The sequence below is a fragment of the Hyalangium minutum genome (genome assembly GCF_000737315.1).
In the GTDB taxonomy this organism is placed as follows: domain Bacteria; phylum Myxococcota; class Myxococcia; order Myxococcales; family Myxococcaceae; genus Hyalangium; species Hyalangium minutum.
In genome coordinates this window covers 195,723-209,983 of record NZ_JMCB01000008.1, presented here as the reverse complement: position 1 = coordinate 209,983, position 14,261 = coordinate 195,723, and the positions used below count along the sequence as shown (strand labels likewise).

Below are 14,261 nucleotides of genomic sequence, written 5' to 3'. Positions count from 1 at the left end.
ACCGAGAAGCGTTCGCAAGGTAGGAGCCCGGCTGGGGCTTGTCAATGAGAAGTGACGGCTCCGTCCGCTCGGTTACTCTCCCTCGGAGACGGTGAGTTGGTACGGGTCCTGGAAGTTGGACTCGCGGTTCTTCGCGTCGCGGACCTCGAAGATGTAGACGCCGGGCTCCAGGCTGTAGCGGATGCGCTCGGGCTGGTCTCCCTTGGCGCGATCCGACGTCTGCACGAGCGTCAGCTTGCCGTCCTCGCCCACCCGGTGGAGGTACAGGCCCACGTCCACCTTGAGGATCCCCAGCAGCGTGGCCTGGATGGGCGTGCGCACCGGCCGGTCCGTGAGGTCCAACCGGTAGTAGTCCACGTCCTTCGGCGGGTACACCGTGCCGCGCACCGACTTGCCGGTGGTGATCTCCATGGCCCGGTCCACGGTGTTGTTGGGCTCGCGCTCCTCGCTGCCGTTGTCCGGCACCGCGGTGATGGTGATGCGGTACGGCTGGTCCGGGTTCTCGTAGTCCCGCACCCACTTGCCGTCGACCTTGCGCGAGGCTCCCTCCACCTTGAAGTAGCAGGTGCCGTTGCACGAGACGTTGTTGAGGCGCTCGGGCTCCTTCAGCGTGCCGTCGTTGGCTTTCAGCGTCACCGTCTCCTGCTGCCCGTCGCCCGTGGGCGCATCCACCGCCGACAGCACCAAGTCCAGCCGCTCCACGCCGGACACCTCCACCTTCGCCAGCATGGGCTCGGTGGTGTGCAGCACGTAGTAGTCCACGTCGTTCTTCGGCGAGAGGAAGCCCTCCTTGAAGCCCGAGCCCTGCAGTGGCGTCGCCTTGAAGAGCTCGTCATTGGGCTCCAGCTCGGCGTTGGAGCCCGCCTCCTCGAGCGACACGGAGAGGGTGTACGGCGTCGTGGCGTTGTAGGTCCGCTTGGCCTCCTTGCCCGAGCCCACCCAGCCGCTCTTCACCACCACGTAGACGACCTGATCCGTGGCCCGCACGCCGATGTTGCGCAGCGTGAGCGCCTCGCCCTCCTTGCTGGCACGCAGCGAGAAGAGCGGAGCCTCCGCGGCGGACAGCACCGCCAGCTCCGGACGGACTCCTTCGATGGAGGACAGCTCGATCTTCAGTGCTACGCCTGGAGGCTCCGCGGGCGGCGGGGGAGGGGGCGCCGCAGGCGGAGGTGTCGCTGTCGCCGTTCCGGTGGGGATCTCCGTGCCCGTGCCCGACGGCGGGGGCGTGGCAGCTCCCTCGGCGGGAGGAGGCGTGGAGCCCTCGGTAGGAGCGGCAGCCGGAGGCGTCTCCCCTTCGGCCAGAGGAGCGGCCGGTGTCCCTTGGGGGGCCGGGGGCGTGGCCCCCTCGGTGGGAGCGGGAGCGGGAGGAGGGGTGGGAGCCGGCGGCGTCCCCTCAGTGGGGGCGGGCGGGGTGGCTGCCTCCTGGGCCGGCAGCTCGATGCGGTACCAGTCCTCATCTCCCGCGTGGCCGATGTAGGCCGCCACCGTCTGCCCGAGCGCCAGCGGCGTCGAGTCCACGGCCCGGTCATTGGGCTCGCGCTCCTCGCCGTCATTGGGCCGCCGGTAGCTGAGTGTCAGGGTGTACGCCCCGCCGCTGCCCTTGCGAGCGGGGGCCACGCGCACGTAGCGCTCGCCCTCGACGTAGAGGTTCGGGTAGCGCTCCGGCTTGCCCTCGCCCTCGCTGTTCACACCGCCCAGCCGGTTGCGGTCCCGGTCATACACCTCGATCGTCACGTCCCCGCCGGGGATGCCGGACACGGTGATCTCCGCCGTGCGAGGGGAGGCGGGCGCCAGCCGGTACCAGTCCTCGTCGCCCTTGGCCGGATCCGCCGAGAGCGCCGCGTTCACCACCGCGTCTCGCGTCAGCGTCAGCGCTTGATCCGGCCGCTCGTTGGGCTCTTTCTCGCTCAAAACGTCCGGGCCGGCATCCGCCGGTCCCGCATCGGGCACCTCGTCCTTGCCCTTGGGGCAGCCAGCCAGCGCCGCACACACCAGAATCCAGCCCAGACGTCGCATCGCGTTCCCTCGCATCGGCCGCCTACTCTTCCCCGTAGGGACGGGGTGTCAAGCATCGCAAACACCGCAGCCCCGGTTTTCATCCGGACGGTCCGTGGACTGGAGGGGCACCCGGAGGGCGATCCAAGATGCGGGATCATGCGAAGCCACCTCGTCTTGCCGCCCTTGTTGATGCTCGCCACCGCTCCGAGCGCGCTTGCCGCGCCCCCTCCCTCCGTGGGCTATGCCCAGTCGGGGGACTACCTGGAGAAGGACTCCAACCCCGGGAAATACACTCCGTTGAACGTGCTCGACGGGCGGGACACCACCGTGTGGTGCGCCCCCGAGGGAGAGGGAGCCCCCGCGCGGCTGACCATCGGCTTCAAGGGCGTGACGACCGTGGACGAGGTGCGCGTGTACACGGGCAACGGCACGGATCGGGAGTCCTTCAAGGGCTACGCCCGGGCCAAGAAGATCTCCCTGGAGGGCAAGGACAGCGCGCGCAACTTCACCCTGGAGGACAAGCGGGGCCAGCAGACGGTGCCGCTCAACCCGCCCGTCACCGGCGGCTGGTTCACGCTGGAGGTGAAGGACGTGTTCCCCGGCTCCGAGTCGCAGATCCCCGTCTGCCTCACGGACGTCGTCTTCTATTACCAGGGCAAGGCGCTCAACGGGACGAAGCTGGCCCCGGTGCTCAAGTACGACGCGCGCCAGGCGCCGGTGGTGGGCACGTGGTTCGGCGGCCTGCAGGGTGCGCCGGATCGCTTCCTGTCCTTCTATGTGGACGGGACGTACCGCTTCACCCTGGAGCCGCTGGGAGGCGAGGAGCCCACCGTGCTGACGGGCACCTACTCGGTCTCAAGCTCGAAGGTGACGCTGGAGATTCCGAAGAAGGGCAAGGTGTCCGTCCGCTTCACCCGCGAGGAGGCAGAGGGCCAGCCGGGCGAGTACACGCTCACCCTGGACGGCGAGCTCCCGGACGAGTGGAAGCAGCCCTTCCGGAGCCGTGGCTGAGCGGCGCACGAGGGCCCCTTCGGGGGCCTTGCTGGCCTAGACGGCGGCCGACTTCTTCTTCGCGCTGAACGCCTTGAAGAAGTCGACGATCTCCTTCACGGCGACCTTCACGTCCGTGGCGTCCTGGAACTCGGACTCCAGGAAGATGCCGCCGCAGGACTCGCAGGTGTCGTAGCTGAGAGGGTGCTGGCGATCACCCCCGGTGACGCGGACCAGATCCACCTGACACTCGGGGCACTGACCGGTGAGCGCCTCCGCATCCACCTTGCCGCCCTGACTCTCCAGCCCGGGGAGGTTGCTGTGGAGAAGGACCCGGTTGAGGTCCGCCACGTCGATCCAGAGACCGCCGCATTCTCCACACTTGCGCAACGTCATGTCGTCCCCTTCGAGATCGGCCATCTCGACGTTGCATGCGGGACAGTTCATGGGGCGGCTCGTTCTCCTGGTAGGGGGAGCCTTGCTCCCCGTGGTTCGGAGAATGATAGGGCGCCCAAATTTCCGGATGCAACCGGTGTCGGGCGATCTGTTGGCAACGGACCGTCCCGCTGCCCTCAGGCCTTGACCCTGCGGATGTCCGCTCCCAGGCCCCGCAGCTTGCGCTCGAGCCGCTCGTAGCCCCGGTCCAGGTGGTAGACGCGGGCCACGTCCGTGCGGCCCTCGGCCCTCAGGCCGGCGAGGATCAGCGAGGCGCTGGCCCGCAAGTCCGTGGCCATGACGGGCGCACCGGACAGCTTCTTGACCCCCTTCACCACGGCCGTGGGGCCTTGGATGGTGATGTCGGCGCCCATGCGATGCAGCTCCGCCACATGCATGAAGCGGTTCTCGAAGATGTTCTCCGAGATGACCGAGGTGCCGTTGGCCACGCACATCAGCACCATCAGCTGAGCCTGCATATCCGTTGGAAATCCCGGGTGTTCCGTCGTCGTGACGTCCACCGGGTGGATGGTTTTGGGGGCCTTGCAGCGGATGCCGCCGTTCTCGGTGGTGAGGGTGCAGCCGGCCTCGCGCAGCTTCTGGATGACGGGCTCCAGGTGCTCGGGCACGGCGTGCTTCACCAGCACGTCTCCGCCGCTGATGGCTGCGGCCACCAGCAGGGTCCCTGCCTCGATGCGGTCCGGGAGGATGCTGTGCTCCACTGGGTGCAGGGAGTCCACCCCGTCGATGGTGATGACGGAGGTGCCGGCGCCCTCAATCCGGGCGCCCATCTTGTTGAGGACCTTGGCCAGCTCCTCCACCTCGGGCTCGCGGGCGCAGTTCTCCAGGACGGTGTGGCCCTTGGCCAGCACCGCCGCCATCATCACGTTCTCCGTGCCGGTGACGGTGATGACGTCAAAGTTGACCGTGCCGCCCTTGAGGTGCTTGGCGCGGGCCTCCACATAGCCCTCGGTGAGGGTGATGTCGGCGCCCAGGGCCTTGAGCCCCTTGAGGTGCTGATCGATGGGCCGAGCGCCAATAGCGCAGCCACCGGGCATGGAGACGCGGGCGCGGCCGTAGCGGGCCACCAGCGGCCCGAGTACCAGCACGGAGGCCCTCATGGTCTTCACCAAGTCGTACGGGGCCTCGGGGGTGATGGTGTTGCCACCCACGGCGACCTGGCAGACGTTCTTCTGGCGGCCGGTGAGGCGCTCGGCCTCGCAGCCCATGGTGTTGAGCACCTTGAGCATGGTGGACACATCCACCAGGTCCGGCACGTTGCGGTAGACGCTTGTCCCGTCGGCCAGCAGCGAGGAGGCGAGGATGGGGAGCGCGGCATTCTTCGCTCCCGAGACCTTCACCTCCCCGTGCAGCGCGGGGCCACCCTTCACGACGATCTTGTCCATCGGTCCTGTCTCACGCCTGTGGCCCGGTGGCCGCAGGTTGTGTCCCAAAAGCCAAGCGGTCCCGCCGCTCCAGGTCCTTCTCCACCCGCGCGTTCTCGTACCCCGCGGCTTGGAGGAGCTCCCGGACGGCGTTCCCCTGGGTTTCTCCAATCTCCATTGCAAGGAGGCCGCCAGGCCGCAGGAAGCGGCGGGCCTCCCGGATGACGCGGCGCAGGGCGTCGAGCCCATCCTTCCCGCCGTCCAGGGCCAGGTGAGGCTCCCGGCGCACCTCCGCCGACAGACTGGGGATTTCCCCCGTCTCGATGTACGGCGGATTGGAGACGACGAGGTGGAAGCGCGCGTCCGGCGGCACGGGGGTGAACAGGTCCCCCTGGACGATGGTGACGCGGGCGCCCACACCGAGGGCCTCGGCGTTCTCCCGGGCCAGGGCGCAGGCCTCGGGCGACAGGTCCGTGGCCAGGACCGAGGCCTGGGGGCGCTCGGCGGCCAGGCTGACGGCGATGCAGCCGGAGCCCGTGCACACATCCAGGGCGCGGCTGGGCGTGTCCTTGGGCAGCGCGTGCAAGCTGGCCTCCACCAGCAGCTCCGTCTCGGGGCGGGGGATGAGCACCCGCTGATCCACCTTGAACGGGCGGTTGTAGAACTCCTTCACACCGGTCAGGTACTGGGTGGGCTCGCCGGAGATGCGGCGCTCGATGAGGGCGCGGAAGGAGGCCAGCTCCTCCTTGGAGAGCGGCCGATCCAGGTCCACGTAGAGGCGCACCCGGCTCACCTTCAGCACGTGGGACAGCAGCACATCGGCGGTGAGCCGCGGCGCGTCCACCTGGCGCTTCTCGAAGTGCTGGGTCGTCCAGGTGAGGACCTTGCGGATGGTCCAGGTGTCGCTGCTCATGTGCGGGGGCTGGGGGGTTCCGGCGGCCGGGGCGCGCCGGTCTGCTGCTTGAGGGCCTCCGCCTGGTAGTGGGTGCGGCAGGCGGTGATGACGTCCTCGATGCCTCCGGCCATGATGGCCGGCAGGTTGTGGACCGTCAGGCTGATGCGGTGGTCCGTGAGGCGGTCCTGCGGGAAGTTGTAGGTGCGGATCTTCTCGCTGCGGTCGCCGGTGCCCACCTGGCCGCGGCGCATGGAGTCTCGCTCGGAGCGGATGCGCTCCTGCTCGATTTCATAGAGCTTGGCGCGCAGCATGCGCATGGCCTGGGCGCGGTTCTTCGTCTGGCTCTTCTCCTGCTGGCACTTCACGACGATGCCGGAGGGCTTGTGGATGAGGCGCACCGCCGAGTCCGTCGTGTTCACGCTCTGGCCGCCCGAGCCCGTCGAGCGCATCACCTGCATCTCGATGTCGGCCGGGTTGATCTGGACGTCCACGTCCTCGGCCTCGGGCATCACCGACACGGTGATGGTGGAGGTGTGGATGCGGCCCTGGGCCTCGGTGGCGGGCACGCGCTGCACCCGGTGCACACCGGACTCGTACTTCATGTGGCTGTAGACGGCGGGGCCGGACAGCGTGATCGTCGCGTCCTTCACGCCGCCCGCGCCGCCCGCGCTCAGGTCCACCACCTCCGCGCTCCAGCCCTTGGTGGCCGCGTAGCGGAGGTACATCTGCATGACTTCTTCGGCGAACAGGCCTGCCTCGTCGCCGCCCGCGCCCGCGCGGATCTCCAGGATGACGTTCTTCTCGTCATTGGGATCCTTGGGCAGCAGGAGGATCTTCAGCTCCGCCTCCAGGTCGTCCCGCTGCTGCTTCAAGCCGGGCAGGGCCTCCCGGGCGTAGGCCTTCTCGTCCGCGTCCCCTCCGTCCAGCCAGGCTTCGACTTCTTTGAGGTCCGCCAACACCTTGCGGTAGCTGCGGAACGTCTCGACGAGCTTCTCCAGGCCGGCGCGCTCCTTGGAAACCTTCTGGAGCTTCGCCGTGTCCGCGAGAATCTCGGGGTTGGACAGGTCTGCGGTCAGGCGTTCGAACTTGCGTTCGACCTCTTCGAGCTTGTCAATCATCGTTGTTACCCGGGGTATTGCCCCGTTGCCTGCCCGCTGGCAAGGGTGGAAGGCCTCAAGAAATTCCTTGGAAGGCTGGCCAGGGGCGTGAAAGAAGGGCGCCCGTTGCCGCTACACTGCGGCTCAACAACTGCACTGGAGTGCCAGAACATGCCCGCCCAGAAGGGAAATCGCAGCAAGAAGAAGCTGTCCAACCGCGCGAAGACGAAGAAGTCCGTCCTGAAGCGCCGCCGGAAGCGCGCGGTGCGCGGCCAGAGCAACAAGGCCCGCCACAAGTAACACCCGCTCGCGCCCGAGCCCTCCCCCCGTAGCTAGGGGGAGGCGCTGGCCGGGCGGTAGGGCTCCAGCTCAGGCAGCATGCGGGGCAATTTCGCGGAGCTGGAAGCCAGCAGCTTGAGCACCTCGGCGGCCTCAGGGCCGGAGACGACGCTGGGCTGCATGGGGAACTCCGGGTACCGGTCCGTGCGCAGCGGGATGAGCTCGCTCGACAGGTAGCCGCCCGGGGAGAAGCGGGCCTTGAGGAGCGCGCTGCGCTTGTCCTTGGGGTTCCAGTTGCCCCCGAACACGAAGTTCCCCAGCGAGTAGATGGCCGGAGCGCCCTGGTGCAGCTCCATGGCCTGGAGCACGTGCGGGTGGCTGCCGAGCACTCCTGCCGCGCCCGCCTCGATGGCCGCGCGCGCCAACTGGAGCTGGTAGGGCAGGGGGTTGTAGGTGCTCTCGACGCCCCAGTGGAAGAAGGGGAGCACCACGTCCGCCTGGGCCTTGGCCGCGAGGATGTCCTCCCGGAGCATCCGCTCCAGCACCGCCACGTCCGAGTAGTGGCCGGCCACGCCGGGCGTCGTCTCGGTGGCGTACACCTGGGCGGGCTCGATGTTGCGGTCGCCGAGGAAGAAGTAGCCCAGGAAGGCGAAGCGCACACCGCCCACGGTGACGAGGGCAGGGCGGCGGGCCTCGGCCAGGGTGCGGCCGGCGCCGAAGTGGGGAATCTTCGCCTGCTCCAGCGTCATCAGCGTGTCCACGAGCCCCTGGGGGCCGTAGTCCATCATGTGGTTGTTGGCGAGGCTCACCACGTCCACGCCTCCCGCCAGCAGGGTGTTCACGAACTCGGGCCGGGCGCGGAAGTTGAAGTTCTTGGGCAGCTTGTCGGAGCTCTCGGTGAAGGGGCACTCGAGGTTCACGAGGAACAGGTCCGCCGTGTCCGCCACCGCCTTCACCTCCTTGAAGCCGTAGGCGAACATCTCCTCGCGCGTACGGCCCTTGCCCACCTGCTCGTCGAAGTACGTCTGGTAGTGGTGGCCCACCGTCACATCTCCGCCCACCAGCAGGGTGACGGGACGGGGGGCCAGGGTGGCCGCGGGCTGAGCCGGGGCTGTCGGGTTTGGAACGTTTAGCGTGCCCGGTTTCTGAGGCTCGGGGGCCCAGGGGCCGGGGTCCTGCGGCGGCGCGGTGGGATCGCGGCCCGGCGGGTTGCCCGGGGAGCCCGGAGGCGCGTCCGGGAGCGGACGGAGGGTGCACGCGGTGGCCAGCAGCAGCAACAGGGCGAAGTGGCGCATAAGTGGAGGGAAACTCTACCTTGCGCCCTTCGATTGGCGGCGCGTAGATTGCCCGGCGATTCATGGCCCGCGAAAAGGACAACATTGCACTCTCCGACGAGCACAACTCCCGGGGAATCGAGCTCGCGGACCGCGGGTGGCTGGACGAGGCAATCAAGGAGTTCAAGAAAGCGATCGATCTGGATCCCGCCTCGGCGCACGCCCACGACAACCTGGCGACGGTGTACGCGGAGAAGAAGCTCTTCCGTGAGGCGCTGAGCGAGTACCTCACGGCGCTCAAGCTGGAGCCGGACAGCGCCACGGCGCACTACAACCTCGCCTGCTTCCTCTCCACCCATGCGGCTGAGATGGCGGTGGAGGAGTACAAGGAGGCCATCGAGCTGGATCCGGAGTACCCGGACGCCCACCTGAACCTGGGGCTCACGTACGCGGACCAGGGCCGGGTGGAGGAGGCGATGCGCGAGCTGCAGACGGCCATCGAGCTGGACTCGCAGGATGCGTTCCCCCGGCACGAGCTGGCCGCGCTGCAGATGGACGAGGGGGACTACCGCTCGGCCATCACCCAGCTCAAAGAGGTGGTGCGGCTGGAGGCGGACAACTTCGAGGCGCATCTGGACTTGGGCATCTGCTACGCGCAGAAGGGCTTCTACGCGGAGGCCGAGCGGGCGTACGAGAAGGCGCGGACGCTGAACGGCGAGGATCTGCTGCTGAACTACAACCTGGCGGCGCTGTACGCGCTGTGGGGGCGGCCCAAGGACGCGGTGTCGTTCCTGCAGAAGGCGTTGGCGGCGGACAAGGGGAAGGTGATGGGGTGGCTGTCGACGGACCCCATGTTCGACTCTCTCAAGGGCGATCCCGAGTTCGAGGCGTTGTTCTAACGCCATGGCGAGCGAGTGGATCTTCCTAGGACTGGCGATTCTGTTGGTGTTCGCAAACGGCTTCTTCGTGGCGACGGAGTTCGCCATCGTGAAGATCCGCGGCACGCGCCTGCAGGCGATGGTGGACGAGGGCAAGCCCGGGGCGGGCAACGCGCTGAAGATGGTGGAGAAGCTGGATGCCTACCTCTCCGCCACGCAGTTCGGCATTACCTTGGCGTCGCTGGGGCTGGGCTGGCTGGGTGAGCCCGCGTTCGCGCACCTGCTGGAGCCGGTGATCGCGCGGATTGTCCCAGCGGAGGCGGTGGCCACGGTGGGGCACAGCGCGGCGGTGGCGGTCGCGTTCGTGATCATCACGTTCCTGCACATCATCGTGGGAGAGCTGGCGCCCAAGAGCTTGGCGATCCAGCGGGCAGAGGCCACGACGCTGGCGGTGGCGCTGCCGATGCGGGCCTTCTACTTCCTGTTCTACCCGGCGATCTGGCTGCTGAACGGGATTGCGGGGCGATTGCTGCGGCTGTTCGGTCTGGAGTCGGCGAGCGAGACGCACGAGGCGCACAGCGAGGACGAGCTGAAAGTCATCCTGAACAGCTCGGCGGAGGCGGGGTCGATCACCACGGCGCGAGCGGAGCTGCTCGAGCGGGCGCTGGAGATGGCGCAGAAGACGGCGCGGCAGGTGATGGTGCCTCGGAACCAGGTGAAGTACCTGGACGTGGAGGAGCCGCTGGAGAAGTGCATCGCGGACGCGCGGGCGGCGGGGCACACGTGGCTGCCGGTGTGCCGCGGGAGCCTGGACGAGGTGGAGGGCGTGGTGAATGCGAAGGACCTGTTCTTCCTGCTGTCGAGGGGGGAGCTGAGGGCCCTGTCGCAGGTGCAGCGGCCGGTGCTGTTCATCCCGGAGAACGTGACGCTGGAGCAGCTGCTGGCGGAGTTCCGGCGGCGGCGCCGGCAGACGGCGCTGGTGGTGGACGAGCACGGCGGCACGTCGGGGCTGGTGAGCATCGCGGACGTGGTGGCGGAGGTGGTGGGGGACGTGGCGGAGCTGGGGCGGCGGATGGACGAGGTGCGCTCGCTGCCGGGTGGCCGCTTCGAGTTGCCGGGCACGGCGCAGCTGGACGATTTGGAGGAGCGGCTGGACGTCAACTTCGACCTGAAGGAGGACGAGCAGGGCGAGGTGACGACGATTGCGGGCTACCTGATGACGAAGCTGGGCAAGGTGCCGGAGAAGGGCGACAGCCTGAAGCTGGACATGTGGCGCATCGTCGTGGACGAGGTGGAAGGGCCGCGCGTGGTGCGGGTGACGGTGGAGCCCCAGGCGGCGGCCAAGGCGGCTGCGGCAGTTCCTGCGGATGGCAGTGCGGCGGCGCCTCAGGGGGCAGGGCCTTCGCCTTCAGGGCGCGGGACGGCGTGAGCGCTTCGCGCGCACGGCCTTGATTAGGGCTCTCCAGAGGTGGGTTGTCGGTTTTCGCCAAAGGACGCGAAGTAACACCTGCCCTCGTAGTCGAACATTTGGTCGCCGCACGGGGGCTTCTCTGCATCAATCGGTCCGATCCAGCACCCTCCGTTGATCTCTTTCTCTCCACGGTTACAAGGTGGGCGCCGTTGCAAAGGGAACGGCTTAGAGGGCATGGAACGACCTAGGGAGACAACGAAGTCTCCCACGCGCGGGTTCATATTCTCGACGCTCGACAGGGCCGCCTCTCCGACGCCTGCATCCGGGGCGAACGGAGCCACTTCCTCGGGAGTGGCGAGCCAGGGAGTGGGGTTGGGAAGGGGCTTGGGCGCGGGCTCTGGAACCCCAGGCCGCACCCACAACATCATAAGGGCAGTGATGAGCCCTCCCATGGCGGAAGCGCCCGTCCAGGTAAGCCAAGCGGGCACGGCCAGCTCATGGTGTTGGCGAACGCGATCCCGCATGGAGGGCGCCACTTCGGCACGGTTCTTCTGTTTGGCGGGCACCGAGTCGGAGGGCCGTTCGTCCTCTTCGAGGCCGTCGTCGTCCAGACCTCCCGATGAGGGCTGGGGCGGTTCTCCCTCCTCCGTCACGAGGGCGCTGGACGTTGGACGAATCGCCAGGTCCAAGGCAGGCCCGCCCGTCTCTACGATCATTGCGGACTCTCGGGCCAGTTGCTCTGCCGTGCCCCGCACCTTCCGGTCGTCGGAGATAAGCCGGAGGATGATCGTTTCCAGCTCAGGGGACACGGTGGCCAGGGTCGAGGGCGGCGGCACTTTGCGCGCTACGGGCTCCCCGCCGTCCGTACAGGGTGGCAGGTACTTGCCCGTGACGAGGCGGTAGAGGGTGACTCCTAAGGAGTAGAGGTCATCGGTAGCGGTCGAGTGCCAGCGGGCCTCCATGTCCTTGCGAAACTGCCACTGGAAGGCGCGCTGCTCGGGAGGCCGGTACGCGGTGGTGCCAGGGGGGGCGGGGCTGTCCGTGAGGGGGGACGCTCCTTCGAACCACCCAGAGCCCCAGTCCAAGAGCACTGCCCGGCCATCGGTGCGCACGCGGATGTTTTCGCCCTTCACATCGCGGTGGAGGGCCCCGCGTGCGTGAGCAGTGGCCAGGGCCCCTGCCAGCTGGGCGAGCACCTGGAGCAACTCGCGATGGGTGCGCGGAGAGTCCGGCTGCTCTGCACGCCGGGCAAGGTAGACGATGCCGAAGCTTCCCGAGTCCACATGCTCCTGGAGGAGCCAGGGGCCAACGGTTGAGCCTACGTCAGGAGCATCGAAGTGCATGGTGCCTCCTCGCGACTCTCCGTCGCGAGCACGGCGGTCATGCTACTGCACAGGTAGGGCCGAACGCACCCGCTCTGATGGGTTTCGTCTCGACGAACTCTTGTAACGGGGGCGTCACCGGAAGGACTTCAGGTGGCAACCTCAGAGCCGTCATAAGTGCCACCGTGCTGCTCCGCCAACTGCTCAAGCTCATCGCGAGTGTGCTCGGCGTTCTCCCCTGCGACACTGTGCGTAGCGAGCACAAGCCAGTGCTGTTCGTCTCCGCTGCGGCGGCTCTCTATCTCGAAGCCGCGCTTCCGAAGCTCGGTGGCGACCGGCTTGCCTGCCTTGGCTGATGGAAAATAGAGGTAATGCGCCATGCGGCGGGGGCTCTCTGGCTCAGGTGACGCTGGAGAATTCTCTGGCTCGCTCTGGACGTGCTGAACCTGCGAGAACTCAGCCGCGCGAGGCCCCTTGTCCGGACGCCACTCTTCTACAAGACGACCCACCAGAAACGCGTGGTTCCAGATCGAGGCGATGGAGAGGCGCTTTTCCTCTGGGCTCAGCGTTGTTCGAAGCGTCTCGGGTCCATGGCCGAAGATGAGCCACGTCAGGACCGTTCCGTCTGGAGCAATCGCGCCGCGTCGACGGAACATGGTCGGCAACTCCTGCCCCGAAGGGATCGGATGATGGGCGGCAATGGCGACCAACCCCTGCGAAACAGCGGCGCTGACAGGATAGAAGGTGAAGTAGCCTGGTTGGGATGCCAACGAGGTCCAGTCCTGAGGCCGTGCCTGGAAGAAGCCTGGAAGGACTCGGATGGCGTGGCCATATTCCGGATGCTTCCCGACGTACTGCACATAGGCGAGACCCCGAGGAGTGCTGACCTCCAGAAGGTCTCCCATCCGCACGCGCTTTCGTGGCGAGCCCATTCATTCCACCCGGTACCCAATGGAGTTCAACAGTTCCTGCCCTCTGCGCAACAGCGCGGCGAAGTCAGGACGGGTACGCGCGATGCTGTTGATGCGGTTCAAGAGCGTTCCTCCGTTCTTTCCAAGGCCGTGGATTTCAATGAGGGCCTGCTCGACCGCTCGTGCATCCTCCCGGGAGAGATTGCCCAGCAACTTATCGATATCGAATCCATTTTGTCGGAGGTGCTCGACAGCGCGTCTGGCGACATTATTGGTGATGCCCACGTACTGGACTTGCCCTTGGGGGCTCACTGAGCGGTAGACGCTGTTGTTTCTGCTCCCGGCGCCTCGAGCTGCCATGGCCACTGCGCCGGGTGCCAGCGTGAGGGTGGCTCCTTCCGCCGACACGGTGACTGCTTCGACCTGGGAGGCCGCCGCTGCATACCGGAGATTCAGCTGCGTTTCGGCGAGCACGGCAGCTGGCCCCGCACCAGGCAGTGTGGGCAGCCTCGACGCCATGCCAGCGGCCGTGTTTCCCACGGCCACCGTGGCCAGCATGACGAAGGCCTTGGCGGCCGTTCTGCCCATCGTCTTGCCGTACTTCGTTCCAGCCACCTCGATCTCCTCGAAGGTGGTGGCTCGATCCACCTCACGGACCACCACCAACCATCCGTCAATCAGCCGCCACACCGTGTCCACGCCGAGGTAGGCCATGAGCGCCACCGTCATGGTCGCGGCGAGTCCCTTGGAGACCGGCTCGGGCAGCGTCCACAAGAGCAGGTACACGGTCATCGCGCTCGTGATGGACGCGTACACCGCCACCGGGTTGACCATCTCTCCGAAGGCGTCCTTCATTTCACCGAGCACGTGGCGCTGGGCGATGGCCATGGCCAGCGTGTACTTGCCGTCGTTGTCCAACTCGGGCTTGTCCACCAGCAGGCGCAGGCAGTCCCCCTCACCCCAAGTGCGGCCGCACCACTGCAGGTAGCAGCGCTTGAGCTCTGCTGCGGCAGGAGCCAACTCAGGCAGCAGGTGCACTCGCGGGGCCTCGGGGGCTGACCCGACTGACACGAGGCCCAGGCGTCCTCTCACATGGGCATAGGGCTCTGCGGGAGGGGGCCCCCGCCATAACCGGCGTGCCTCCATGAGCGGCACCGAGAAGGGCTGAATGCTTCGGCCATGTTCGACCAGCGCCTGCTCGAAGCTGTCGTCGTCCACCTGCACGGGCTCCACGCCTGCACGCGCAACGTGCACAACGGGGGCGCCCTGGCCGCTTATTAACCGCACCACCTTGGGCTGTGGGCTGCAAGCGGCCATGAGCAGCGCAAGCACCGCTGCCATGGCATGGCGAAGCGTCATCGAGCTCCCTCCGATCCGGGGGAGCTA

The 14,261-nt window shown here is 67.5% G+C and carries 13 protein-coding genes; 4 read left to right on the top strand and 9 right to left on the bottom strand.

Annotated features, from left to right (window positions below; translation table 11 throughout):
• Nucleotides 1-72: 72 nt before the first annotated feature.
• Nucleotides 73-2,016 (bottom strand): hypothetical protein, encoded by a 1,944-nt coding sequence (locus DB31_RS22155; RefSeq protein ID WP_044191486.1) that lies wholly within the window; start codon nt 2,014-2,016, stop codon nt 73-75.
• A gap of 138 nt (nt 2,017-2,154) precedes the next feature.
• On the opposite strand from DB31_RS22155, the gene DB31_RS22150 reads away from it, so the two are divergent.
• Nucleotides 2,155-3,009 carry a discoidin domain-containing protein gene (locus tag DB31_RS22150; protein ID WP_044191150.1) on the top strand — a complete coding sequence of 285 codons (855 nt, stop codon included), beginning with the start codon at nt 2,155-2,157 and terminating at the stop codon, nt 3,007-3,009.
• A gap of 36 nt (nt 3,010-3,045) precedes the next feature.
• Here the strand turns inward: DB31_RS22150 and DB31_RS22145 are convergent, their stop codons facing one another.
• The 4 genes from DB31_RS22145 to prfA form a co-directional block, all read right to left on the bottom strand.
• Nucleotides 3,046-3,435 carry a zf-TFIIB domain-containing protein gene (locus tag DB31_RS22145; protein ID WP_044191148.1) on the bottom strand — a complete coding sequence of 130 codons (390 nt, stop codon included), beginning with the start codon at nt 3,433-3,435 and terminating at the stop codon, nt 3,046-3,048.
• A 125-nt stretch (nt 3,436-3,560) separates the two neighbouring features.
• Nucleotides 3,561-4,829 carry a UDP-N-acetylglucosamine 1-carboxyvinyltransferase gene (murA, locus tag DB31_RS22140; protein WP_044191146.1) on the bottom strand — a complete coding sequence of 423 codons (1,269 nt, stop codon included), beginning with the start codon at nt 4,827-4,829 and terminating at the stop codon, nt 3,561-3,563.
• A 10-nt stretch (nt 4,830-4,839) separates the two neighbouring features.
• Entirely contained in the window at nt 4,840-5,721 is an 882-nt protein-coding gene (prmC, locus tag DB31_RS22135; protein ID WP_044191145.1) for a peptide chain release factor N(5)-glutamine methyltransferase, read from the bottom strand.
• On the bottom strand, nt 5,718-6,821 hold the full coding sequence (gene prfA / locus DB31_RS22130; RefSeq protein WP_044191143.1) for a peptide chain release factor 1: 1,104 nt from the start codon (nt 6,819-6,821) through the stop codon (nt 5,718-5,720). The genes prmC and prfA overlap by 4 nt, the downstream gene beginning before the upstream one ends.
• Before the next feature lie 150 nt (nt 6,822-6,971).
• Between prfA and DB31_RS51280 the strand changes: the two genes are divergently transcribed.
• Nucleotides 6,972-7,100, top strand: a complete 129-nt coding sequence (locus tag DB31_RS51280) for a hypothetical protein (RefSeq protein WP_276203639.1) — start codon at nt 6,972-6,974, stop codon at nt 7,098-7,100.
• A 32-nt stretch (nt 7,101-7,132) separates the two neighbouring features.
• Here the strand turns inward: DB31_RS51280 and DB31_RS22125 are convergent, their stop codons facing one another.
• Nucleotides 7,133-8,374: a CapA family protein gene (locus DB31_RS22125; RefSeq protein ID WP_044191141.1), complete on the bottom strand. Its 1,242-nt coding sequence runs from the start codon at nt 8,372-8,374 to the stop codon at nt 7,133-7,135.
• A 62-nt stretch (nt 8,375-8,436) separates the two neighbouring features.
• On the opposite strand from DB31_RS22125, the gene DB31_RS22120 reads away from it, so the two are divergent.
• Together DB31_RS22120 and DB31_RS22115 are read left to right on the top strand one after the other, a co-directional pair.
• On the top strand, nt 8,437-9,252 hold the full coding sequence (locus tag DB31_RS22120) for a tetratricopeptide repeat protein (protein ID WP_044191139.1): 816 nt from the start codon (nt 8,437-8,439) through the stop codon (nt 9,250-9,252).
• Between the two features lie 4 nt (nt 9,253-9,256).
• On the top strand, nt 9,257-10,660 hold the full coding sequence (locus DB31_RS22115; protein WP_044191137.1) for a hemolysin family protein: 1,404 nt from the start codon (nt 9,257-9,259) through the stop codon (nt 10,658-10,660).
• A 23-nt stretch (nt 10,661-10,683) separates the two neighbouring features.
• Here DB31_RS22115 and DB31_RS22110 read toward each other — a convergent pair whose 3' ends face one another.
• The 3 genes from DB31_RS22110 to DB31_RS22100 form a co-directional block, all read right to left on the bottom strand.
• Nucleotides 10,684-11,985 (bottom strand): protein kinase domain-containing protein, encoded by a 1,302-nt coding sequence (locus DB31_RS22110; RefSeq protein ID WP_044191134.1) that lies wholly within the window; start codon nt 11,983-11,985, stop codon nt 10,684-10,686.
• 128 nt (nt 11,986-12,113) lie between these two features.
• A complete protein-coding gene (locus tag DB31_RS22105) occupies nt 12,114-12,869 on the bottom strand; it encodes a ribonuclease E inhibitor RraB (RefSeq protein ID WP_044191132.1) in 756 nt (251 codons plus the stop codon).
• 27 nt (nt 12,870-12,896) lie between these two features.
• Nucleotides 12,897-14,192, bottom strand: coding sequence for a GIY-YIG nuclease family protein (locus DB31_RS22100; protein ID WP_476702765.1), 1,296 nt, complete (start codon nt 14,190-14,192; stop codon nt 12,897-12,899).
• Nucleotides 14,193-14,261: the final 69 nt, after the last annotated feature.

What these genes read in the sequence shown, in the direction of transcription:
- DB31_RS22155 (WP_044191486.1), bottom strand. Translation starts at nt 2,016, where the DNA reads ATGCGACGTCTGGGCTGGATTCTGGTGTGTGCGGCGCTGGCTGGCTGC.
- DB31_RS22150 (WP_044191150.1), top strand. Translation starts at nt 2,155, where the DNA reads ATGCGAAGCCACCTCGTCTTGCCGCCCTTGTTGATGCTCGCCACCGCT.
- DB31_RS22145 (WP_044191148.1), bottom strand. Translation starts at nt 3,435, where the DNA reads ATGAACTGTCCCGCATGCAACGTCGAGATGGCCGATCTCGAAGGGGAC.
- murA (WP_044191146.1), bottom strand. Translation starts at nt 4,829, where the DNA reads ATGGACAAGATCGTCGTGAAGGGTGGCCCCGCGCTGCACGGGGAGGTG.
- prmC (WP_044191145.1), bottom strand. Translation starts at nt 5,721, where the DNA reads ATGAGCAGCGACACCTGGACCATCCGCAAGGTCCTCACCTGGACGACC.
- prfA (WP_044191143.1), bottom strand. Translation starts at nt 6,821, where the DNA reads ATGATTGACAAGCTCGAAGAGGTCGAACGCAAGTTCGAACGCCTGACC.
- DB31_RS51280 (WP_276203639.1), top strand. Translation starts at nt 6,972, where the DNA reads ATGCCCGCCCAGAAGGGAAATCGCAGCAAGAAGAAGCTGTCCAACCGC.
- DB31_RS22125 (WP_044191141.1), bottom strand. Translation starts at nt 8,374, where the DNA reads ATGCGCCACTTCGCCCTGTTGCTGCTGCTGGCCACCGCGTGCACCCTC.
- DB31_RS22120 (WP_044191139.1), top strand. Translation starts at nt 8,437, where the DNA reads ATGGCCCGCGAAAAGGACAACATTGCACTCTCCGACGAGCACAACTCC.
- DB31_RS22115 (WP_044191137.1), top strand. Translation starts at nt 9,257, where the DNA reads ATGGCGAGCGAGTGGATCTTCCTAGGACTGGCGATTCTGTTGGTGTTC.
- DB31_RS22110 (WP_044191134.1), bottom strand. Translation starts at nt 11,985, where the DNA reads ATGCACTTCGATGCTCCTGACGTAGGCTCAACCGTTGGCCCCTGGCTC.
- DB31_RS22105 (WP_044191132.1), bottom strand. Translation starts at nt 12,869, where the DNA reads ATGGGAGACCTTCTGGAGGTCAGCACTCCTCGGGGTCTCGCCTATGTG.
- DB31_RS22100 (WP_476702765.1), bottom strand. Translation starts at nt 14,192, where the DNA reads ATGGCCGCTTGCAGCCCACAGCCCAAGGTGGTGCGGTTAATAAGCGGC.